This window comes from Allofranklinella schreckenbergeri, assembly GCF_003703475.1.
GTDB lineage: Bacteria > Pseudomonadota > Gammaproteobacteria > Burkholderiales > Burkholderiaceae_C > Lampropedia > Lampropedia schreckenbergeri.
Genome location: NZ_RDQM01000006.1, coordinates 1 through 21,135, shown reverse-complemented (window position 1 = coordinate 21,135; position 21,135 = coordinate 1). Strand labels below are relative to the sequence as shown.

18 protein-coding genes are annotated in these 21,135 nt (G+C 64.5%); 10 read left to right on the top strand and 8 right to left on the bottom strand.

Annotated elements, in window-relative coordinates; all coding sequences use genetic code 11:
- Positions 1 to 16: 16 nt before the first annotated feature.
- Complete coding sequence (locus EBQ26_RS05745) at positions 17 to 1,474, bottom strand: M16 family metallopeptidase (RefSeq protein WP_122238073.1); 1,458 nt, start codon at positions 1,472 to 1,474, stop codon at positions 17 to 19.
- A 1,069-nt stretch (positions 1,475 to 2,543) separates the two neighbouring features.
- Here EBQ26_RS05745 and ftsY point away from each other — a divergent pair.
- Together ftsY and pyrC are read left to right on the top strand one after the other, a co-directional pair.
- On the top strand, positions 2,544 to 3,734 hold the full coding sequence (gene ftsY, locus EBQ26_RS05735; protein WP_122238071.1) for a signal recognition particle-docking protein FtsY: 1,191 nt from the start codon (positions 2,544 to 2,546) through the stop codon (positions 3,732 to 3,734).
- A gap of 233 nt (positions 3,735 to 3,967) precedes the next feature.
- Complete coding sequence (pyrC, locus tag EBQ26_RS05730) at positions 3,968 to 5,020, top strand: dihydroorotase (protein WP_122238070.1); 1,053 nt, start codon at positions 3,968 to 3,970, stop codon at positions 5,018 to 5,020.
- 302 nt (positions 5,021 to 5,322) lie between these two features.
- Here pyrC and EBQ26_RS05725 read toward each other — a convergent pair whose 3' ends face one another.
- Positions 5,323 to 6,201 carry a TlpA disulfide reductase family protein gene (locus EBQ26_RS05725; protein ID WP_122238193.1) on the bottom strand — a complete coding sequence of 293 codons (879 nt, stop codon included), beginning with the start codon at positions 6,199 to 6,201 and terminating at the stop codon, positions 5,323 to 5,325.
- A gap of 192 nt (positions 6,202 to 6,393) precedes the next feature.
- The gene (locus EBQ26_RS12880) at positions 6,394 to 6,717 is read right to left on the bottom strand and encodes a hypothetical protein (RefSeq protein WP_122238069.1); all 324 of its coding nucleotides are present in this window, start codon (positions 6,715 to 6,717) and stop codon (positions 6,394 to 6,396) included.
- A gap of 270 nt (positions 6,718 to 6,987) precedes the next feature.
- On the opposite strand from EBQ26_RS12880, the gene EBQ26_RS05715 reads away from it, so the two are divergent.
- The gene (locus EBQ26_RS05715; RefSeq protein ID WP_122238068.1) at positions 6,988 to 8,277 is read left to right on the top strand and encodes an MFS transporter; all 1,290 of its coding nucleotides are present in this window, start codon (positions 6,988 to 6,990) and stop codon (positions 8,275 to 8,277) included.
- 38 nt (positions 8,278 to 8,315) lie between these two features.
- On the opposite strand, the gene EBQ26_RS05710 is transcribed toward EBQ26_RS05715, so the two are convergent.
- Positions 8,316 to 10,016 carry an AMP-binding protein gene (locus EBQ26_RS05710; RefSeq protein ID WP_122238192.1) on the bottom strand — a complete coding sequence of 567 codons (1,701 nt, stop codon included), beginning with the start codon at positions 10,014 to 10,016 and terminating at the stop codon, positions 8,316 to 8,318.
- Between the two features lie 369 nt (positions 10,017 to 10,385).
- Between EBQ26_RS05710 and EBQ26_RS05705 the strand changes: the two genes are divergently transcribed.
- The 5 genes from EBQ26_RS05705 (at position 10,386) to EBQ26_RS05690 (ending at position 13,541) form a co-directional block, all read left to right on the top strand.
- Positions 10,386 to 11,012, top strand: coding sequence for a YqgE/AlgH family protein (locus EBQ26_RS05705; protein ID WP_313790371.1), 627 nt, complete (start codon positions 10,386 to 10,388; stop codon positions 11,010 to 11,012).
- Positions 11,013 to 11,103: 91 nt separating this feature from the next.
- Positions 11,104 to 11,433, top strand: a complete 330-nt coding sequence (locus tag EBQ26_RS12875) for a hypothetical protein (RefSeq protein WP_238944167.1) — start codon at positions 11,104 to 11,106, stop codon at positions 11,431 to 11,433.
- A 26-nt stretch (positions 11,434 to 11,459) separates the two neighbouring features.
- Positions 11,460 to 11,921 carry a Holliday junction resolvase RuvX gene (ruvX, locus tag EBQ26_RS05700; protein WP_390614172.1) on the top strand — a complete coding sequence of 154 codons (462 nt, stop codon included), beginning with the start codon at positions 11,460 to 11,462 and terminating at the stop codon, positions 11,919 to 11,921.
- Positions 11,922 to 11,940: 19 nt separating this feature from the next.
- A complete protein-coding gene (gene pyrR, locus EBQ26_RS05695) occupies positions 11,941 to 12,504 on the top strand; it encodes a bifunctional pyr operon transcriptional regulator/uracil phosphoribosyltransferase PyrR (RefSeq protein WP_122238065.1) in 564 nt (187 codons plus the stop codon).
- Between the two features lie 71 nt (positions 12,505 to 12,575).
- The gene (locus tag EBQ26_RS05690) at positions 12,576 to 13,541 is read left to right on the top strand and encodes an aspartate carbamoyltransferase catalytic subunit (RefSeq protein WP_122238064.1); all 966 of its coding nucleotides are present in this window, start codon (positions 12,576 to 12,578) and stop codon (positions 13,539 to 13,541) included.
- Positions 13,542 to 13,652: 111 nt separating this feature from the next.
- Here EBQ26_RS05690 and EBQ26_RS05685 read toward each other — a convergent pair whose 3' ends face one another.
- Positions 13,653 to 16,322, bottom strand: a complete 2,670-nt coding sequence (locus EBQ26_RS05685) for a UvrD-helicase domain-containing protein (RefSeq protein ID WP_122238191.1) — start codon at positions 16,320 to 16,322, stop codon at positions 13,653 to 13,655.
- Positions 16,323 to 16,453: 131 nt separating this feature from the next.
- Complete coding sequence (locus EBQ26_RS05680) at positions 16,454 to 17,179, bottom strand: hypothetical protein (protein ID WP_122238063.1); 726 nt, start codon at positions 17,177 to 17,179, stop codon at positions 16,454 to 16,456.
- Positions 17,180 to 17,280: 101 nt separating this feature from the next.
- Between EBQ26_RS05680 and EBQ26_RS05675 the strand changes: the two genes are divergently transcribed.
- Complete coding sequence (locus EBQ26_RS05675) at positions 17,281 to 17,538, top strand: hypothetical protein (RefSeq protein WP_238944166.1); 258 nt, start codon at positions 17,281 to 17,283, stop codon at positions 17,536 to 17,538.
- Positions 17,539 to 17,547: 9 nt separating this feature from the next.
- On the opposite strand, the gene EBQ26_RS05670 is transcribed toward EBQ26_RS05675, so the two are convergent.
- Positions 17,548 to 19,947, bottom strand: a complete 2,400-nt coding sequence (locus EBQ26_RS05670; RefSeq protein WP_147473462.1) for a TonB-dependent hemoglobin/transferrin/lactoferrin family receptor — start codon at positions 19,945 to 19,947, stop codon at positions 17,548 to 17,550.
- Between the two features lie 220 nt (positions 19,948 to 20,167).
- The gene (locus EBQ26_RS05665) at positions 20,168 to 20,662 is read right to left on the bottom strand and encodes an Lcl C-terminal domain-containing protein (protein WP_122238061.1); all 495 of its coding nucleotides are present in this window, start codon (positions 20,660 to 20,662) and stop codon (positions 20,168 to 20,170) included.
- A gap of 77 nt (positions 20,663 to 20,739) precedes the next feature.
- On the opposite strand from EBQ26_RS05665, the gene EBQ26_RS12870 reads away from it, so the two are divergent.
- Positions 20,740 to 21,135, top strand: a 396-nt coding sequence (locus tag EBQ26_RS12870) for a hypothetical protein (protein ID WP_238944165.1), incomplete at its 3' end; no start/stop codon positions are given.

Here is a 21,135-nt window from a genome sequence, read left to right as displayed (position 1 = left end):
GTTGCAGTTATCAAAATCATCGGCGCGCGCCTTGGGCGGAGGCAGGCGCAGCGGCCTGCGGCACCAGCTCGGCCACGGTCAAGGCCGCATCAGAGAAATAGCGCCTGGCCACGGCCTGCACCTGCGCCGAGGTGACTTGGCGCAGCAGCGCCAGCAGGCGCTCGTTGGCATGCAGCGGCCAGCCTTCAATCCAATCGGCGCCCAAATCCATCGCCTGGGCAAACATCGAATCCTGCGCGTAAATGGTGGAGGCCGCCCACTGTGTGACCACGCGCGCCAGCTCGGCCTCGCTCACGCCCTGCTCGGCCACGCTGCGGATGCTGCGGCGCAGCGCTTCTTCCAGCTTGCTCATGGGCACGCCTTGGGCAGGGATGGCGCTGAGCAGAAACAGGCCGTTGCCGCTGCGGCCGCTGAGCTGGGCGCTGGCATCGACTTGATCGGCCACGCGCCGGGGGCCGCGTGTGAGGGCGCGATCCAGCCGCGCGCCGTCGTAACCGCTGAGCACGCCAGCCAGCGCCATCAGGGCCAGGGCGTCCCAATCGGCAGCGGTGGGCTGGGCCAGGTTTTTCAGTGGCGGCGCTTTGTAGGCCATCAGCAGCACGGGCTGCTCGGCGCGCTCGTGCAGTTGAATGCGGCGCAGGCCCTGCTGGGGCGGCTCGGCCGTGATCTTGCGCACAGGCAAGGCGCCGGGGGCGATGCGGCCGTAATAGCGCTCGGCCAAGCGCAGCACTTGCTGCGGCTGCACCTGGCCCACCACCACCACGGCAGCGTTGCCGGGCTGGTACCACTGGCGGTAGAAGGCGCGCACGTCCTCTGCGGTGTATTGCTCGATATCGCCCATCCAGCCAATGACGGGGCGGCGCTCGGGCGATGCCAGGTAGGTCGCGGCCATCAACTGCTCGTAAAGCTTGGCGCGGGGCTGATCGTCGATGCGCAGGCGGCGTTCTTCCTTCACCACCTCCACTTCGTGCGTGAATTCCTCATCGGGCCATTGGTTGTGCGCAAAGCGCTCGGCCTCCAGCGCCATCACCGCCTCCAGCTCACTGGCGGGCACTTGCTGGTAATAGGCGGTGTAGTCGTGGTTGGTAAAGGCGTTGTCCTGCCCGCCCAGTTCGGCCACGCGGCGCGAGAATTCGCCCGGCGCCAGCGCGGCGCTGCCTTTGAACATCATGTGCTCGAGCATGTGCGCGATGCCGGATGTGCCGTCCTCCTCGTCGATGGAGCCCACGCGCACCCACAGCATATGCACGGCCGTGGGCGCTCTGCGGTCAGGCTTGACGATTACCTCCAGCCCGTTGGCCAGGCGGTAATGAGCCAGTTGCGCGCTCTCCTGCAACACCGTGCTGGCCTGGGCCGGTAAAAGTGCTGGCTGAGGTGCTGGCGTTGGCTGCGACGCTTGCGCCGCTGGCACGGTTGCAGCCGAAGCTCCCTGCCCGCCTTGCCCTGGCGCGGTCGCGCAGCCTGCAACCACCATCGCGGCGCAAGCCGCCCACGCATGCGCCGCTACCCAGCGCGCGCTTCGGCCCGACGGGCCTTTCCATGTCCAACGTTTCATACAATCCGAATCGGTTTTGCTGTTGCAGCCTGCTGCGGCAGTGCAGCAGTGGCGCAAACCACGCCTTTTCTCTCAGCGCACGGCCCCATCCCGAAGCGGCCTGTGCATCTACCCGCATCAGCCCTTTGCACTTTGGCGCACTCTGGCGTCGCGCTGTTGAGCCCTCGCCTGCCTGGCGCCCTTTTGGCGTTCATCGCCGCGCATTATGTTCAGTTTTTTCAAGAAAAAAGCCCCACCGCCCGCCCCCGCACCAGAGGCCCCACCAGCCACAACGCCTGCGCCCACCGCCGATTCCCCCGCCCCTCAGCCTGTTGCTGCACCTGCTGACGGCCCTGCGTCCCTGCCCAGCGAGCGCCTCCCATCGCCACCCGCAGCCCCTGCGCCAGCCCAGGCTGAGCCGCAACGCGGTGTGATGGGCTGGTTGCGCCGCTCCTTTGGCGGCAAAAGCGATACGCCCGCCCCGGAAGCCCCCAGCCCCGCCCAGGCCTCGCCCGATGCAACGCCGCCCGCGCTTGACGCCCCACCCCCGGCAGACCTCCCGACAGTCCCCACCGCCCCCATCAGTGAAGCTCTAGCGGCGGGTGCAACCGCCGTCGAGGCGGCTCCTGTCCTGCCCCCTGCGCCGATCGAACGCGCGCCTGAAACGAGCGTGCCTGAAACGACTGCGCCTGTGCCGCCCGCGGCCCCTGTTTTCATTCCTGAAGCAGCCAAGGCAGAGCCACCACCTGCTGCGCCCACACCCACGCCAGCAGTGCCGGAGCGCCCTGCCCCTACGCCTGCGCCGACGCCAGTGGCAGAACAAGAGCCGGATGCGCCACGCCTCTCTCCAGACGATGCTGCGCTGGGTCTGCCCCCCGCCATCGACCAGGCTGCATCTGCCCCTGTGCCTACGCCCACCATCGAACCGGCAGCAGCGCCCGTCGCAGCCCCAGCAGAGGAAAGCGCCCCACCTGCCCCTACGCCAGAAGCGGCAGAACCAACGCCCTTGATGCCTGCGGCAGAGCCGACGGTTGCCCCACCGCCCGCTTCAGTCGTGCCACATGCAGCGCCAGCCAACACGCCACCGCCGCCTGCATCGCATCCCTTGCCAGCGGTTACGGATACCCTACCCGAAACTGCACCCGCCACTATCCCTGCTGCACCAGCGCCTGCCGCACCTCTTGTGAGCGCCAGCGCGCCCCAAGCGCCTGCATCGGCGTCTCCCCCTGCCTCCCAACCCGCCGCCGAAGCGCCTGCCGCTGAAGCCGCCCCCGAGACAGCCCCCGAATCCGCCCCCGCGCCCCGCAAAAGCTGGCTGGAGCGCCTCAAGGCCGGGCTGCGCAAGACCGGCAGCAGCATCTCCACCGTCTTTACCGGCACGAAAATCGACGAAGAGCTGTACGAGGAGCTGGAAACCGCCCTGCTCATGGCCGATGCGGGCGTCAAGGCCACCACCTTCTTGCTCGATGACCTGCGCCGCCGCGTCAAGGCCGCCAAGGCCACCGATCCGGCCCAGGTCAAAGGCCTGCTGGCCGATGCCATTGCCCAGCTGCTGCAACCGCTGGAAAAAACCCTGGTGATCGGCGAGCACGAACCCACCGTCATCATGGTCGCGGGCGTCAACGGCGCGGGCAAGACCACCTCCATCGGCAAGCTCACGCGCCACCTGGCCGATGCCGAAGCCAGCGTGCTGCTGGCTGCGGCCGACACCTTCCGCGCCGCCGCGCGCGAGCAATTGGGCGTCTGGGCCACGCGCAACACCGTGGAAATCATCGGCCAGCAAGGCGGCGACCCGGCCGCCGTCAGCTTCGACGCCGTCACCGCCGGCAAAGCGCGCGGCAAAGACGTGGTGCTGGTGGACACCGCCGGGCGCCTGCCCACGCAGCTGCACCTGATGGAAGAGCTCAAGAAAATCAAGCGCGTCATCACCAAGGCCGAAGCCAGCGCCCCGCACGAGGTGCTGCTGGTGATCGACGGCAACACCGGCCAGAACGCGCTGGCCCAGGTCAAGGCCTTTGACGACGCGCTGCAACTGACGGGCCTGATCGTCACCAAGCTCGACGGCACCGCCAAGGGCGGCGTGCTGGCCGCCATCGCCCAGGAGCGCCCTGTGCCCGTGTACTTCATCGGCGTGGGCGAAAAGCTCGAAGACCTGCAAACCTTCAACGCCCGCGAATTCGCCCAGGCCCTGCTGGATTGAGCACCCGCCAAAATTTCAATCAAAGGAAAATATGTGTCAGCAATAACAAGCCGAAAAATCATTGTTTTCTTTCCCTTTGATCGATAAAAACAAACCTTCAACGCCCCGGGAACAGCCCAGTAAAAGGCTTGGGCACCCCCCTTGAGCGCACGCTTTTCAGGCATCATCGGGCCGGGTTTTTTCATCAGGGAAAACCCGGCTTTTTTCTCCCCCTCACTCCAGCCCACCCGCCCATGACCGAACTCACCCTCACCTGCCCCGATGATTGGCATTTGCACTTGCGCGATGGCGATGCCCTCTTGACCACCGTCGCCCATGCCGCCGCACAATTTGGCCGCGCCATCGTCATGCCCAATCTGCGCCCGCCCGTCACCGATGCCGCCCAGGCCTTGGCCTACCGCCAGCGCATTCTGGATGCGCTGCAACAAGTGGCCCCCGATGCCGCGTTCGAGCCGCTGATGACGCTGTATCTGACCGACCGCACCACGCCCGAAACCATCCGCACGGCCAAAGCCGCTGGCGTGGTGGCCTGCAAGCTCTACCCTGCAGGCGCCACCACCAACAGCGATGCGGGCGTGACTGCGCTGCGCAACATCTACCACGCGCTGGAGGCCATGCAGCAAGTGGACATGCCGCTGCTCGTGCATGGCGAAGTGACCGATCCCGAAGTGGATTTGTTCGACCGCGAAGCCGTATTCATCGAGCAGCAGCTCATCCCCCTGCGTCGCGACTTCCCCGAGCTGAAGATCGTCATGGAGCACATCACCACGCTGGAAGCCGCGCAATTCGTGGTGGAAGCCGACGACCGCCTGGCCGCCAGCATCACCGCCCACCACCTGCTCTACAACCGCAACGCCATCTTTCTGGGCGGCGTGCGCCCGCACTACTACTGCCTGCCCGTGCTCAAGCGTGAAATCCACCGCCAGGCGCTGCTGCAAGCGGCCACCTCCGGCCACCCGAGCTTCTTCCTGGGCACCGACAGCGCCCCCCATGCCGCGCCATTGAAAGAAGCCGCCGTGGGCTGCGCAGGCTGCTACACCGCCCCTGCCGCAATTGAGCTGTATGCCGAAGCCTTTGAGCAAGTGGGCGCACTGGATCAGCTCGAAGGCTTTGCCGCTTTCCACGGCGCAGACTTCTACGGCCTGCCGCGCAACACCCGCACCATCACCTTGCACAAACAGGCCTGGCAAATGCCCGAGTCCTACCCCTACGGGCAAACGCAGCTCAAACCCCTGCGCGCAGGCGAGACCATGGCTTGGCGCGTGGCCTCCACGGCCAAAGACTAGAGCGTGTTATGCACTTTGCGCTCCCCCGCGCTGGCCCCAAAACCGTGTGATCGCAAGGCGTCACGCGCGGCCAAGGCTGGCTGCCTTGGCAAGCGTGGCAACGCAGCGAGTGCATGGTTTTGGGGCCAGCCCGAAGGGAGAAGCGCCCCGGCATGTGCATTGCGGCGTTGCCGTCCCCTTGCAGCGCAGCCAGGCTGCGGCGGGGACTGCGCCTTGCACTGCACCCGCCGGGGCGCTCTCGCGGGGGGCGGAAAGTGCATAACACGCTCTAAACCCTGTCCGCAGAGCTTGTTCAAAGTCTCTCAGCAGCCAATCCCCGGATCTTTCGGCGCAGGCGCAGCCCCAAAGCGGGCCAACTCTGCCGACTGCGCCGCCTCAATGCGCTGCTGCAAACTCGCCTGCGACATCACCCCCACGCGGCTGCTCACCAAGCGGCCCTGGGCATCGAAAAACAAAGTCAGCGGCAAGCCCGTCTGGCCATAGTGGCGCGCCAGCTCGCCCTTGCCATCGAGCACCACAGGGTCAAGCGCCAGGCGTTGGCTTTGCAAAAACTGGGCAATGGTTTGCGGCGCTTCGCCTTGGTTGACGAAGACGAATTGCACCTCTGGATACTGGCCCTGCGCCTGGGCCAGCGCGTGCAGCTCGCTGCGGCAATACGGGCACCACGTCGCCCAAAGATTCACCACCGCTGGCCTGCCGCGCAGGCACTGCAACTGCACCGGCGCGCCCCGCATGGAAAGCGATGCGAACGCGGGCAACGATTGCCCCCTAGGCGCATGCCACAGCAGCGCCGCCTGCCCGCCCAGCCACAGCACGCTGGCAGCAGCCATCGCCCCCAGCACCAGGCGCTGGCGCGTGCGAGCGGTGCGCGTTGCCCAGGCAGCGTAAAACCACGCCGCCATCAACCCCGGCCAGGGCGCCCAGCCGCCATCGCGGATATCCAGCACGCTCCACGGGTGGGCCAGATACGCCTGGTGGTAATGCAGCACAAAGCCCAGCCGCGCAGCCAGCGCCCCCACCAGCACTGCGCCTTGCACCACCTGCGCAAGCGCCTGGCGCTCGCCGGGGGCCTGTTGGCGTGTGCGCCAATGCACCCAGCCCAGCCCCACGGCCACACAGAGCAGCAACAGCACAAACGGGGCTGGCAACAGCAGCGGGCCGATGGAGATGGTCAAAGGCATAAGCAAGCAGGCGTAGGGCGAGGTGGGCGGCGATCCTGCCATGAAAAAAGGCGGCTTGCGCCTTCCACGCAAACCGCCCTGATCGCAAACTGGCGCTATAGCCACCCTTTTATTACAAACCAATAATAAAATTCAATCTATATATAACATGCCGAAAAAATGCGGTTTTGTTCCCTTTTGATTTATAAAAAATCAATTTTTCTGATGCCGGGAAAACGCCTGAAGCTGCGCGCACGTCTTGGCCTTTTCCTCCTCGCTAAGGCCTGCGAAATCCTCTCGCGACTGCGCATAGCCGCGCTGGAACTCCGCCTGGTACTCGGCTGGGGACATCCCGCTGTGCTGCATCGCCCGCTCTTGCTTTTGCTGGAGCTTGGCCAAGGCCGCTTTATCGCCGCACAACTCCGCCATCGCCTGCCTGCTGCCGCTAAAGCGCGCAATATCCTTGGGCTGCGCGCCAGCAGAAGCCAGGGCGCTGAAACAGCAAAGGCCACATAACATCCGAGCAAGGCGCAACATAAAAGGATTTCCTCAACAGCAAAGCAGCGCAATCCGCGCCAGAGTCCGACCAAAGCCGGCGAGTCTGCCCAGCCTTGGTGTGCGCATTGTGGCTGGCCGTGCATTTTTTTGTAAAGACAGGGCTTTGCCCGGCATCCAGGCGCTGGCAAGCGCCTTTCATTGCTGCACGCATAGCCCCACAGCGCATAGCCCGCAAGCGCCAGAAATGGCCCGCTCTGCCGCGAAAATACCCGCCCCTTGCCACCCCAGCCGCTTTGCGCTTTTTTGCCCATGCTCTCTGCCCCTCCTCGCCCCTTTCGCCTCGCCCCCCTGTTGCTGGCCGCCCTGGTGGGGACCATGGCCATGATGGCCTACGTCGCCATCATCGGCCCCGTCGTGCGCCAGTTGGGTATTTCCGAGATGGTGGCTGGCATTTCCATGTCCATCGGCGGCGTGTTTTGGATGCTGCTGGCACGCACCTGGGGCCGCACCAGCGACAGGCTGGGGCGCAAACCCGTGCTGCTGATGGGGCTGGGCGTGTTCACCCTCACCTACGCCTTGCTGGCCGTGTTCGTGGATGTGGCCTTGCACCACACCCTGCCTGCCTTGCTGATTGCCGCCGTGCTGATTGGCGCGCGCAGCGTCATCGGCGCGTTTTATGCCGCCGTGCCGCCCACCGCTGCGGCCACGATTGCCGACCACGTCGCGCCCCAGGCGCGCCAGCAAGCCATGGCCAAGCTCGGCTCGGCCAACGCGCTGGGCATGGTGGCCGGGCCTGCCATCGTCAGCCTGGTCAGCGGCTGGGGGCTGCACTGGGGCTTTTACGCCACTGCGGCCCTGCCTTTGCTGGGGCTGCTCAGCATCGCGCTGGGACTGCCCGCCGGCCTGCCGCCGCAAGCGCCCAACCCCAACGCCCCCACCAGCCCGGCGCAGCCCAGCGCCCCCAACGCGATGCCAAGCCGCGCGCCCTCGTCCGCTTCATCGTCCGCCCCTTCATCCACCCCGGCGGCGCGGCCGCATCTGCCGTTGTGGGACCCGCGCTTGCGCCTGGCGATGGCGACCGCCTTCGTGGCCATGATGTGCGTGGCGGTGGCGCAGGTTTCGGTGGGATTTTTCGCCATGGACCACTTCAGCCTGAGCGAAGAAAAAGGCGCGCGCCTGGCCGGCCATGCGCTGACTTGCGTGGGGCTGGCGCTCATCCTCTCGCAGCAATGCGTGATTCACCTCAAGCACATCGCCCTGCGCCATTGGGTGATTGCCGGGGCAGGCATTTCCGCGCTGGGCTTTGCCAGCGTGCTGCTGGCCCACCAGCCCTGGCATTTGCTGCTGGCCTATGCCGTGGGCGCTTTCGGCATGGGGTTTATCTTCCCATCCTTCCAGGCCATGGCCGCCAACGCGGTGCAAGCCCACGAGCAAGGCGCCGCTGCGGGCAACGCCTCCGCCGCCCAGGGGCTGGGCATGGTGCTTGGCCCCATGCTGGGCACAGGCCTGTACACCCTGGCCCCCGCCGCGCCTTACGCCTGGATTGCTGCAAGCCTGTTGCTGCTGGCCACGGCGCTGGCCTGGCGCAGCGCACGCTGAAGGGCTTGGTAAAAGGCTTGGCGAAAGACGGGCCGCCGTTACTCGTCCTTGTCGCGCAGCTCGCGGCGCAGGATTTTGCCGACGCCGTTTTTGGGCAACTCGGTGCGAAATTCCACGTATTTGGGGCGTTTGTAGCCGGTGAGATGACTGCGCGCGTACTCGTGCACCTGGGCTTCGCTGAGGGCCTGGTCTTTCTTGACGATTACCAGCTTGATGGCTTCGCCCGTTTTTTCGTCGGGCACGCCCACCACGGCGCATTCGCGCACGCCGGGCATCAGGCCGATCGCATCTTCGATTTCGTTGGGATAGACGTTGAAGCCGCTGACCAGCACCATGTCTTTCTTGCGATCGACGATTTTGATAAAGCCCTTGTCGTCCATCACGCCGATATCGCCCGTGCGGAAGTAGCCATCGGCGGTCATGACCAGTGCCGTTTCTTCCGGCTGCTGCCAATAGCCAGCCATCAATTGCGGGCCTTTGATGGCGATTTCGCCCGGCTCGCCGGTGGGCACGGGCCGCCCGGCCTCATCCACACAGCGCAGGTAGGTGCTGGGCAAGGGCATGCCAATCGTGCCGCTGAAGGTTTTGGTCACGACCGAGTTGCACGCCACCGAAGGGCTGGCTTCCGAGAGGCCATAGCCCTCGCAAATCGGGCAGCCCGTGCGCTCCAGCCACCGCTGGGCCACCGCCTGCTGCACGGCCGCGCCGCCGCCGCAGGTGATGCGCAAATGGCTCCAATCCACTCGGTCGAAGTCCGGGTGGTTGAGCAAGGCGCCAAACAGCGTATTGACCGCAGGGAACAAGTGGATGGTGTAGCCGCGCAACTGCGCCAGCGTGGCATCCAAATCGCGCGGGTTGGCAATGAGCACGGCCTGGCCGCCATTGCGCATGGACATCATCATGCCCACCGTAAAACCGAAGATGTGGTAGAGCGGCAGCACGCACACGCTCACGCAGGGCCGACCGCCCAGGGTATCGATGGCTGGCTTGTTCCACGCCTGCGATTGCAGCGTATTGGCGATGACGTTGCCGTGCGTGAGCATGGCGCCCTTGCTCACCCCGGTCGTGCCGCCGGTGTATTGCAGCAGCGCCAAATCGTCCCGCCCCATGCTGGGCGAGCGCCAGGGCTGGCGGCTGCCCCGGCGCAGCGCCTCGTTAAAGCGCACCACGCGCACCGTATCGGGCAGCGTGAAGCCAGGCACCACCTTCCGGCCGCTGGCATCTTTGCGGCGGCGCAGCACCCAATTGATGAAGCGGCCGCGAATGGGCCCGAGCTGATCGCCCACGCCCGCCAGCACCACATGCTCGATCCGGGTATGCGCCACGCACTGCGCCAGGGTGTGGGCAAAGTTCTCCAGCGCCAGAATCAGCCGCGCGCCCGAGTCTTGCAACTGGTGTTGCAGCTCGCGCGCCGTGTACAGCGGATTGACATTGACCAGCACCAGCCCCGCCCGCATGATCGCCGCCGCCGCAATCGGGTACTGGATGATGTTGGGCAACATCACCGCCACCCGGTCGCCCTTTTGCAAGCCCAGCGATTGCAGATAGGCCGCCAATTGGGCGCTGAGCCGCTCCACCTGCGCATAGCTGAAATCGCGCCCCATGAAGCTGAACGCCACCCGCTGGGGGTAACGGCTGAAAGCCGCATCCAGCAGCTCTGCCAGCGAGCCGTATTCGCCTGCCCCCACATCGGCGGGCACCCCTTCGGGGTAAGACGCCAGCCAGGGGCGTTCAGCCAATTGTTCGGGCGTAAACCGCGCACGCGCCAGAGCCAAGCCATCGGGGCTGTTCATTGTTCACTCTCCTGCCAAGGCATGCCGGGCGCATGCCACTCGTTAAAACGGGCTAAATCGTAGCGCGAGACGATCCGCAGGTGTATTGCAAACAGTCATAGTATCTTTTTAAGATACTTTTTTAGGCATCCCAATGTCCAAAGAAGCCTCCGGCCCGCATCAGCGCCGGTCAGGCCCTTTGGGCACACCCCTTAATTACAAATCAATAGATTATTTATGAAATGAAATTTTTAATACCATCATACCAAAATCAATTTTTAAATTTTCTTCATGAAATGGAAATATAGACCAGTTCAGCAGCCTAAAATGCCCGCCATGTCACAGCCCCTTGCCCTCAACCTCACCGGCCACCTGCTCATTGCCATGCCCGGCCTGGAAGACAGCCTCTTTGGCGGCAGCGTGGTGTACGTCTGCGAGCACAACCACCAGGGCGCCCTGGGACTGATCATCAACAAAACCACCGACCTCCAGGCCCGGCACCTCTTTGCGCGTCTGGACTTGAACCTGCCACGCGAGGACCTGGCGAACATGCCCGTACTGATGGGCGGCCCGCTCCACCAGGACCGTGGCTTTGTGCTGCACGACACCACAGCCGCCGCGCCCAGCCAGTGCGGCACTGGCAGCGACGGCGAGCCAGCCGCCAGCGGCACGGCTTACGCCTCCTCCCTGCCCATCACCGATGGGCTGGCGCTGACCTCCTCGCGCGATGTGATGGAAGCCATCAGCCAAGGCGGCGGCCCGCGCCACGCCCTGATGGCGCTGGGCTGCTCCTCGTGGGATGGCGGCCAGCTTGAAAGCGAACTGGCCGCCAACGCCTGGCTGACCGTGCAGGCTTCGCACGCGCTGCTGTTTCAACTGGGGCCAGAGCAGCGCTACGGCAAAGCCCTGGAGCTGCTGGGCATCCACGCGCACCAGCTCGCCAGCGTGGCCGGGCATGCCTGAGCCTGCCGCGCCCCCAGGCCCCATGCGCCGCCGCCCAATACACCACCGCATACGCTGCCCGGCCTGCCAAACCCTTTTGCCACATGCCTTTGTGGCACGGCATGCCGCCCAGGCTGGCCCGTGGCATTGCCCCAACTGCGGCGTGGAGCTGGACGTTGCCATACGGGCCTGGCTGGCTGTCGTACTCTGCGTTGCAGCCCCCTTCTGCGCCTTGCTGCTGCTGCCCTGGCCCTGGCAGCTCGGCCTGGGCCTGCCGCTGTTCGCACTCTTTTTCCACGCTAGCGATCCCTTGCTGGTCTGGTTCTCCCAATGGTTTTCGCCCGTCGTCAGACGGCCCATCCGGCCCGTGCGCATTGCCGTGCTGCTGGCTTGCATGGTGGTGGGGCTGATGATGCTCGCCCTCTTTCAAGCCCATATTTAGCCCTTCTCTCTTATCCACCCACTGCCGTGAACCCCGCTTTTGCCGAATCCCTGGGCCTGCCCCACGCCTTTGACCCCGCCAGCGATGCACACACCTTTCTGGCTTTCGACTACGGCCTTTTGCGCACCGGCGTAGCCGTGGGCTCGCAGCGCACGGGCGCGGCCCAGCCCCTGGGGCTGCTCAAGGCGCAGGGCAAAGCGCAATTTGCGCTGGCGCAAGACTATGTACGCGAATGGCAACCCACAGCACTGGTGGTGGGCCTGCCCTTTCACCCCGATGGCGCGGCGCACGAGAACACCGAGCGCGCGCGCTGGTTCATGCGCGGGCTGCACGGGCGCTTTGGCCTGCCCGTGTTCGGTGTGGACGAGCGCTACAGCACCACCGAAGCGCTGGCCCAGGGCGTCAGCGCCCGCCATGTGGACGCGGTTTCTGCCGCTATCATCCTCGACCAATTTTTGCGCGCGCTCGCCCGCCCACCCCAACCATGAGCCAGGAGTTCCGCCGACCATGAGTGACACCGCCCCCCACACCGCCGCCGGGTTTATCGCCCTCAATGCCGAAAGCCTGTACCTGGATTTGCGTGATGGCGTGCAGCGCCTGATGCAGCAAGGCCTGCCCGATGCCCAGGGGCGGGCGGGCACGGTGCATCTGGCGGGCATCACCTCCGGCGGCGTTTGGCTGCTGGAGCGGCTGGTGGCCGATTTGCAACTATCCCAAGGCGTCAACACCTTGTCATCGGCCATGCACCGCGACGATTTTGCCCAGCGCGGCCTCTCCAGCGGGGCGCAAACGGCGCTGGATTTCGATGTCAACGGCGCCGACATCCTGATTCTGGACGACGTGCTGCACACGGGCCGCACCATCCGCGCCGTACTCAACGAACTGTTCGACTACGGCCGCCCCGCGCGCGTGCGCCTGGCCGTGCTGGTCGATCGCGGCGGGCGGCAATTGCCGGTGGAGGCAACCTATGCCGCCGCGCGCCTGTCGCTGCCCGCCAGCGACAAGCTGGCGCTGGCGCGAGGCGAAGATGGCCGCCTGCGCTTTGCGCTGGAGGCCTTCAAGGGCGCGTGAGCGCCCAAAGCGTTTGCAAGCGCTTGTCCCCTTCTTTCCCTTTTTTCCTCTTTGCAAGAAAGCCGTTTTCCATGCTGGCGCGCCACAACCCCCAATTGAACAAGCACGGCGAGCTGATCCACCTGCTCTCCACCGAGGGCCTGCCGCGCGAGATCCTCACGCACATCCTCGACACCGCCGCCAACTTCGTCTCCGTGAGCGACCGCGAAGTCAAAAAAGTCCCGCTGCTGCGCGGCAAAAGCGTTTTCAACCTCTTTTTCGAGAACAGCACGCGCACGCGCACCACCTTCGACATCGCCGCCAAGCGCCTCTCGGCCGATGTCTTCACGCTGGACATTGGCCGCTCCTCCACCGCCAAGGGCGAGACGCTGCTGGACACGGTGGCCAACCTCTCGGCGATGGCGGCCGATATCTTCGTCGTGCGCCACAGCGCCTCGGGCGCGCCCTACCTCATCGCCCAGCACGTCGCGCCGCATGTGCATGTGGTCAACGCCGGCGACGGCCGCCACGCCCACCCCACGCAGGGCTTGCTGGACATGTACACCATCCGCCACTACAAAAAGGATTTCACCAACCTGACGGTGGCCGTGGTGGGCGATGTGCTGCACTCGCGCGTGGCGCGCTCGGACATCCACGCCCTGACCACGCTGGGCTGCCCCGAAGTGCGCGTGGTCGGCCCGCAAACCCTGGCGCCCGAGAACTTCTCCGCCCTGGGCGCGCGCGTGTTTCACCGGCTTGAGGACGGCATCAAGGATGCCGACGTCATCATCATGCTGCGCCTGCAAAACGAGCGCATGAGCGGCGCGCTGCTGCCCAGCAGCCAGGAATATTTCAAGAACTTCGGCCTCACGCCCGACAAGCTGCGCCTGGCCAAGCCCGACGCCATCGTCATGCACCCCGGCCCCATCAACCGCGGTGTGGAGATCGACTCCGAAGTGGCCGACGGCCAGCAAAGCGTGATCCTGCCGCAGGTGACTTTCGGCATCGCCGTGCGCATGGCGGTGATGTCCATCGTGGCAGGCAACGAGGCGCGCTGAATTTCCATCAAAAGAAAATCCACTATAGGCCAGTGTTGCCGAAACAAGTGGATTTTGTTTCCTTTTGATCGATATTTTGATCGATAAAATCAGCGCCTCGCAAGCACAGACTCACGGCACCACCGTGAGCTTGGCCACCGAGAGCAGCAACAGCTTGCTGCCGTGGCGGCCAAAATCGACCCGCGCCTTGGCCTCTGCCCCCTGCCCCTCCACGGCCAGCACCTGGCCTTGGCCGAATTTGGCGTGAAACACGGTTTGTCCGCTGCGGATGCCCCAGGGGTTGCTCGGGGCCGCGCTGGACGATGCCGCACGCGCGATGGCGTTGCTGCTGGCGTAGCGCGCAGGGGGCGCGGCGCTGGGCGCCGTGGCCGGCTTGGCTGACGCCGCTGCCTGACGCCCTTGCCAGGGCGCACGCGCGCCTGCGCCATAACGCCCGGCACCGCCATAACCCGCACCGCTGCCCGCCCCCGCCTTGGGGCGGCGCGGGGTGAGCCAGCGCACGGATTCGGGCGGCAGCTCATCCAGAAAACGGCTGGGCGGGTTGTATTGCGCCTGGCCGTTGAGCATGCGCTCCATCGCCAGGCTGAGGTAGAGGCGCTTGCGCGCGCGGGTGATGGCCACGTACATCAGGCGGCGCTCCTCCTCCAGCCCTTCCTGGTCGGCCAGGCTGTTGTAGTGGGGGAACAGCCCCTCCTCCAGCCCGACGATGAAGACGGCATCAAACTCCAGCCCCTTGCTGGCGTGCACGGTCATGAGCTGCACGGCGTCCTGCCCGGCCTGGGCCTGGTTGTCGCCCGCCTCCAGCGCGGCGTGGGTGAGGAAAGCGCCCAGGGGCGAGAGGGTTTCGCCCGTGTCGGGGTCGTAAAAGGTGGAGGCGCTGGCATCCAGCGCATCCATTTGCTCCCATCGCGGGGCCGCACCGCCTTCGCTGGGCAGTGGTGCGTGCAGCGGCGCATCCGGCAGCGCATCCCCATCCACCGCCAGGCCCTGGCTGGCCGGGCTTTGCGTCAAAGGCTGGGGCAGCCATGACTCTGGCAGAGGCTGGCCGTGCTCGTCCAGCGGCAAGGCGGTGGCGTCGCGCGCAAAGCCTTCTTGCAGGATGAAGGCATCGGCGGCGTTGAGCAATTCGTCCAGGTTTTCCAGCCGCTCCTGACCGTCTTTCTCCAGCCGGTAATGCTCCAGCAGGCCGCTGTGCTCCAGCACCTGGGCGATCACGCCGCGCAGAGGCTGGCCCTGGCAGGCGCTGCGCAGTTGCTCGATCAGGCGCACAAAGGCTTGCAGCTTGGCTGCCGTTTTGCCCTCCAGGTGCGCCACGGCTTGCGCCAGCGGCAGTTGCCGGGCTTGGGCGACTTCTTGCAGGGCCTCCAGCGTGCGCGCGCCAATGCCGCGCGTGGGGAAGTTGACGACGCGCAAAAAGCTGGTGTCGTCGCCCAGGTTTTCCAGCAGGCGCAAATAGGCCAGTGCGTGCTTGATTTCGGCACGCTCGAAAAACCGCAGGCCGCCATAAATGCGGTAAGGCACTTTGGCCGCCAGCAGGGCCGATTCCAGCGCGCGGCTTTGCGCGTTGCTGCGGTAGAGCATGGCGATTTCACGCTGGGCAAAGCCCTCGATTTGCATGAGCTGGCGCACTTCATCGACTACCCACTGCGCCTCGCTGCCGTCGTTGACGGCCTCGTGCACGCGCAGCGGCTCGCCCGCGCCCTGTTCGGTGCGCAGGTTTTTGCCCAGGCGCTGGCGGTTGTGGGCGATCAAGGCGTTGGCCGAATCCAGAATGTGGCTGTAGGAGCGGTAGTTTTGCTCCAGCTTGATGGGCTGGGCGACGCGAAATTCGCGCACGAAGTCGGCCATATTGCCCACGCGCGCGCCGCGAAAGGCGTAAATGCTTTGGTCGTCATCGCCCACCGCCACCACGCTGGATGCCCCGGCATCGGCGGCATCGGCCGCAAACGGCGCGCGCGCCGCGCCGGAGATGAGCTTGAGCCACTGGTATTGCAGGCGGTTGGTGTCCTGAAACTCGTCGATGAGGATGTGGGCAAAGCGCTGCTGGTAGTGCTGGCGGATGGCGGCGTTGTCACGCAGCAGCTCGTAGCTGCGCAGCATCAGCTCGCCAAAATCCACCACGCCTTCGCGCTGGCATTGCTGCTCATAGAGGTGGTAGAGCTGCACCTTCTGGCGCGCATCGGCATCGCGCGCGGGCGCTTCGCTGGCGCGCAGGCCGTCCTCCTTGCAGGCGTTGATGAAGATTTGCAGCTTTTTGGGCGGCAGCAGCTCGGCATCGATGTGGTTGGCCTTGAGCAAGCGCTTGATGGCGGCGAGCTGGTCTTGCATGTCCAGAATCTGAAACTGGCGCGGCAGGCCCACCGTCTGGGCGTGGGCGCGCAGCATGCGGTTGCACAGGCCGTGGAAGGTGCCAATCCACATGCCGCGCACGGAAATGGGCACCAGCGCGCTCAGGCGCGCGACCATTTCGCGCGCGGCTTTGTTGGTGAACGTCACCGCCAGAATGCCGCCGGGCGATGCCTGGCCGGTTTGCAGCAGCCAGGCGATGCGGGTGGTGAGCACGCGGGTTTTGCCCGAGCCCGCGCCCGCGAGGATGAGGGCGTTGCCGCCCCGGAAAGTCACCGCCGCGCGCTGCTCGGGGTTCAAGCCCGCCAGCAAAGGTGTGTCGGCGAACGTGTCGGCAGGCGGGTGGGCAAGCGGTTGGGCGGGCGCGAGGGGAGAAAAGGCAGGGGCGGCAGAGGAGCAAGAAGGCGCCGCCTGGGCAGGGCGTGGGTCAATCATGCGCGCGATTGTAGGCGCGCCCCACGCCCCTGGGCGCGATTGCAAAGCCCCATAAAATACCAATCAAGGGAAACAAAACACCCTTATTTCGGCAAATCAGCAAACAAATCAATTTTATTATTGATTTGTAATTATTCTGCAATGGCGGCCAGCGTGCGCTTGCGCTGGCGCGCCTGCATCAGGCGGTTGAAGGGCCAATTGCCCGTGAACACCAGCCAGTAGGCAAAGCCTATGCCCAGCCGCCGCCAGCCATCGCGGCACTGCATGGAGAACATGCCTTTTTTGCACCAGCCGTACAGCTCGGCGTTGAGCGTATCGAGCATGGCGCGCGTGCCCGCCTCGCCGCGCGCGAGCTGCGGCTCGGCCTGAATCGGCAGGCGTTGCTGCAATTGCACAAACACGCTCTCCATACGGGCCACATTGCGCTCGCCGGGCAACACGTACAGGCGCACCCGGCGGGAGAGGGGCCAGGGCGCATCGCGGCCGTTGTGCAGGTTCAGCCACGTCCCGTCGCTGTAGCGCTGCTGGAACTCCACGAGGGTTTGCAGCGTTTGCGTGTTGAATTGCAAGGCCACGCGGTGCGTGCGCTCGGGGTGCTCCCAGACCAGGCCCATGAGATGAACGCCTTTGACGATTTCCATCATGCCGCCCATGCTGCGCTGGTAGCCCAGGCGTTGCAGCGCTTGGGACGCCTGCTGAAAGCCCTCGTCAGCCACCGCTTTTTGCAACGCATCGCTGGGCGCTTCCTGGTAGCGGAACTTGCACGGCAAGCGCACCGTCAGCACCAAAAACCACGGCAGCGCCAGCAGCACCACCGGGTAAATCAAGAACATCAGCCACAGCTTGTCCCACCACATACATTGCTCCTATCTTGATAGCCACCATAAGACTACGAACTACGGCGAACCGGAGCTTACCGAATAGATGCGTAGTCTGCCGCCGCATTCAGGGTGGGCCTATGGCAACCGTCACCCATAACCACCCACGGCGAGCCGTCAAAATTTTCGCACTGCGCTCATCTCTAGGGGTTGTCGAGATTGGGTTGGCGAAACGGTTTTTCGAGGCAAAAGCCGCAGATGCAAGGCAAAAACGCTCGCAAGGCCCGAACACCTTGCAAGCGTTTCAACACGGCAGATGCGAAGTTTTTGCCGAAAACACCGCCGTAATACTGAATCTCAACAACTCCTGGAGTCGGGCGGTCTGCTCGGCAATTTGATGACACGCCTTAAAAAGCTGCTGTCAGATACAAACTGTAGCTGCGCCCAGGCTGGCTGGAGAGCTGCCATTGACGCTGATCCAGCGCCGAGTCGGCACGCAAGTGGCGCACATTGCTGTAATTCCAGTAACGCTTGCCGCCCAGGTTCTGAATGCCCGCCTCCAGGCGCATGTGGCGGTTGAGCTGCCAGTACGCTCCCAGGTCGAAGCGAGCAAAGCCTGGTACGCGCAACAATTCGGTCTTGGCATCCTCCAACGCTGCCCCCTTGTTGCGGTAGTTGTCGCGATTGGTGGCCACAGCGCGCTTGCCGCGCACGAAAGTGCCTGTCAGGTTCAGGCCCCAGCGCTTGTTGGGCGCGTCGTACCCTAGGGCCGCAATGGCCTTGGCTGGCTGGATAGTGTCCAGTGCCACATATTTGTCGCCTGCGTAGGAGGATTTGGCTTTGCCCTGGCTGTAGCCTAACGCCAAGTGGCTGTATAGCCCCTTGGCCGCAGGCACCCAGGTACCCCAATCCAGCCTCGTGCTCAACTCCAAGCCGTAAATGTGCGCCCGGTCGCGATTTTCGCTGCGGAAAATGGCGTTGAGCCTATCAGGCGTGCCGATGAACATCTGCGGATGGGTGGCGCGCTCATAGCGCGTAAAGCCAATGAAATTTTTGTACTGCGTATAAAACAGCGCACCGTGCAGGTTCACACCCTCGGTCGGCTCACCTTTGAGGCCCAAATCCAGCGCCTGGCTGGTTTCCGCCTTGAGCTTGGGATCGCCAACCATGATGCAGCGACACAAATCGATGCCGCTGCGCCACATGCCATAGCGCTCGCTGCTAGTGGGCGCACGACCGCTGCGCTTGAGCTGCGCATAGGCCACCAATTGCGGTTGCAGGTAATACGCCAGGCTCAGGCCTGGGCTGACGATGGTATTGCCCGGGGTACTGCCGTAAATGCCCTCAATCTCGGCCTGCCGCAACGATGGGCTGACCATGTTGTGCAGGTTATGGATTTGGCTTTTCACGCCGTCCACCCGCAGGCTGGGCGTGATAACCAGCCTGCGCTCGCCCAGGTGCAGGCCAATGGCATCCTCGACATACGCACTCCAGCGGGTCGTGGTGTTATCGGGATAAGGCCGTTGCATGGCCGAAGGATTGCGATTGCTGAAAGGCTGCGAGCTGACCATGGCGTGCTCATTGGCGTTGCGCGAGGCGCTCACGCCCAAGCTCCAGCGGTGCCGACCCAGCTCTTTTTCCATCTTGCTGGCAAAGCCGATGAGGCGATTGCTGTTGCGCGAAGTCTCCCATACCCCCAGGCCCGCGGGCGCCACGGTGTGCGTCGCGTCATCCATCAGCGTGCGTTGGTGGTACAGGCGGGTTTGCACGTAATCGGCCCAACCGCCTGCGGCCGGCGTCCAGTGGTGCGTGAGTTGCAGCGTATCACGCTCGGTTTCGGCTTGCTGCGTGGAATGACCGGTGATTTTTGTCGCGTCGTTGTTCCATTGGGTCGATTGCGCCTGGTTGCTGCGGCGGTAAAAATCGCCCGAAAGCACCAGCTTATGCTGCGGCCCGCCCTGCCACTGCCCCTTGAGCAGCAAAGCATTGGAGCGGTAGGACTGAGGTTCGGATCGCAGCGCCTGGCTGTCATGGTTTTTATCCGGATGGCCGTGGCGGCGCGAATAGGCCAGCAACCCCGAAAAATCCCCCATGCGGACTGCCCCCGTGGCGCTACCAGTCCAGGTATCACTGCTGCCAGCGTAACCCGTTTTGACATCGGCATAGCGTTTTTGCCCATGTCGCAGGTAGTCCTCCGGCGATTTCGCCTGAAAGCTCACAGCTCCGCCAATGCCACCACGTTGCCCGCCCGCGGCACCAGCCTGAATGCTGACACTGGAATAAAGCTCCGGGTCCATGAAGTCACGCCCCATGCTGAAGGTGCCTTTGGCACGACTGCCGGACCAGCCGCTGTGCTCCACCGCTTCGGGCATCTCAACACCATCCACATCCAAGCCAACTCGGTTGCCTTCCAGCCCCCGGATGTTGTAGCCTGCGCTACCGCCGCGGTCGTAGCGGCTGTGGCCACGGCCTGCCCCCGCAAGCGCATTGGGCAACTCTGCCAGCGGCTGGTAGCGCACCACGTCGGCCAGCGTACCCCCCTGACCGGAGCCATCACGGTGCAACTGCACGACCGAGCCGGTCTCCAACTGCGGCCATGCCGTAACCTGCACTTGCGGCAGGCTGAGCAAACGCTCCTGTTGTGGCGCCTGACCTACCTGCGCAACACCCCGCGCCTGCATCACCGATTGTTGCGCCCAGGCCGGATGCGACCCCAGCACTGCCACCCACACCAATACCTTACCCACTGCCCAGCCCGATGGGGCCAACGCTTTCTGCATATACACCTCGCCAAGGGAAGTCTCCACGACAAACGCTGGCTTTCGCTATGGCATGGCATGCCCACACGGAATGCAATGGCGATGGCTGACGTTACCTTTCTGCCCCCAGCCCACCATGAGCAGAACGGCAGAAATAAACCGGAATGTTACCCGAACAGGCGCAATAAATAAGGCTTTTAAGACTCATTCTCAAAAACTACCCCGCTGATTAACCCATCGAAGGCAGGTAAGTGATCGACCGCCTGCTTCAGCGCCCCGCGCGCACCAAGCGCACCGCGCCGTCGTTGTTGCGGTGGTTAACGCCGAGGTTGCCGTAGTTGAAGTTCACATTCCAGGCGTAAACGGGGTCGTCCGCATAAAAATCCGACGTCCAATATCCGCGCCATGCCAAGGTGCTGAGATCGACCCAGGTGTGGGGGAACCAGTGCACATCAATGGTCGGGCCGGGAAAGGGCCTGCGGTAATCCACCAGCGTTTGCAGCTCGTCGGCCGTGGGCAGGCGCCAGTCGTCAAATCCGCACAAGCCCATGGCATTGACCTGTGCCACATAGGCGCTGGCATCGCCCACCCGGCCATCGCCCCAGTTGGTGTAAAGGCGGTCGCCATCGCGCAAGCCGCCATCGCAGGTTTTACCCTCCCAGAGCAAGCCCGTTCTTTTGTCGCGCACGCATTCCGTGCAAGCAAAAAAACCACCGCCGGGTTTGCCCAGCAGTTCATACGGAATCAGCTTGGGGTTGCCCATGCTCGCAACTCCCTGCCGCACGCAGCCTCGCGCCCGGCGTTGTGAAACGCAAAGCTCCCTCTGCACGAGGCAACAGCATGCGAGGACAAGATGGGCGGCGGCATGATCAGAAGCTCCTTCAATCGAATTGGGTGCACGGCAAAAACCCCCAGAGCGCCAGGCAACGCTTGCTGGGAGTGAGACGGCAAAGTGGAAAAGGGCAAGCGACGCATCAACGCCCGAAAACGTCCGCCAACAGAAAACCCGACGGCGCCTTGGGCGCCGCCGGGATCAAATGCAAAGGGGATAAAAAGAAGAACAGGCAAGCAGATCGCGCCAAGAGGGAAAAGTTCAAACCGCAAGCAGCCTGCGTGCTGCGTGCTGCGTGCTGCGTGCTGCGTGCTGCGTGCTGCGTGCTGCGTGCTGCGTGCTGCGTGCTGCGTGCTGCGTGCTGCGTGCTGCGTGCTGCGTGCTGCGTGCTGCGTGCTGCGTGC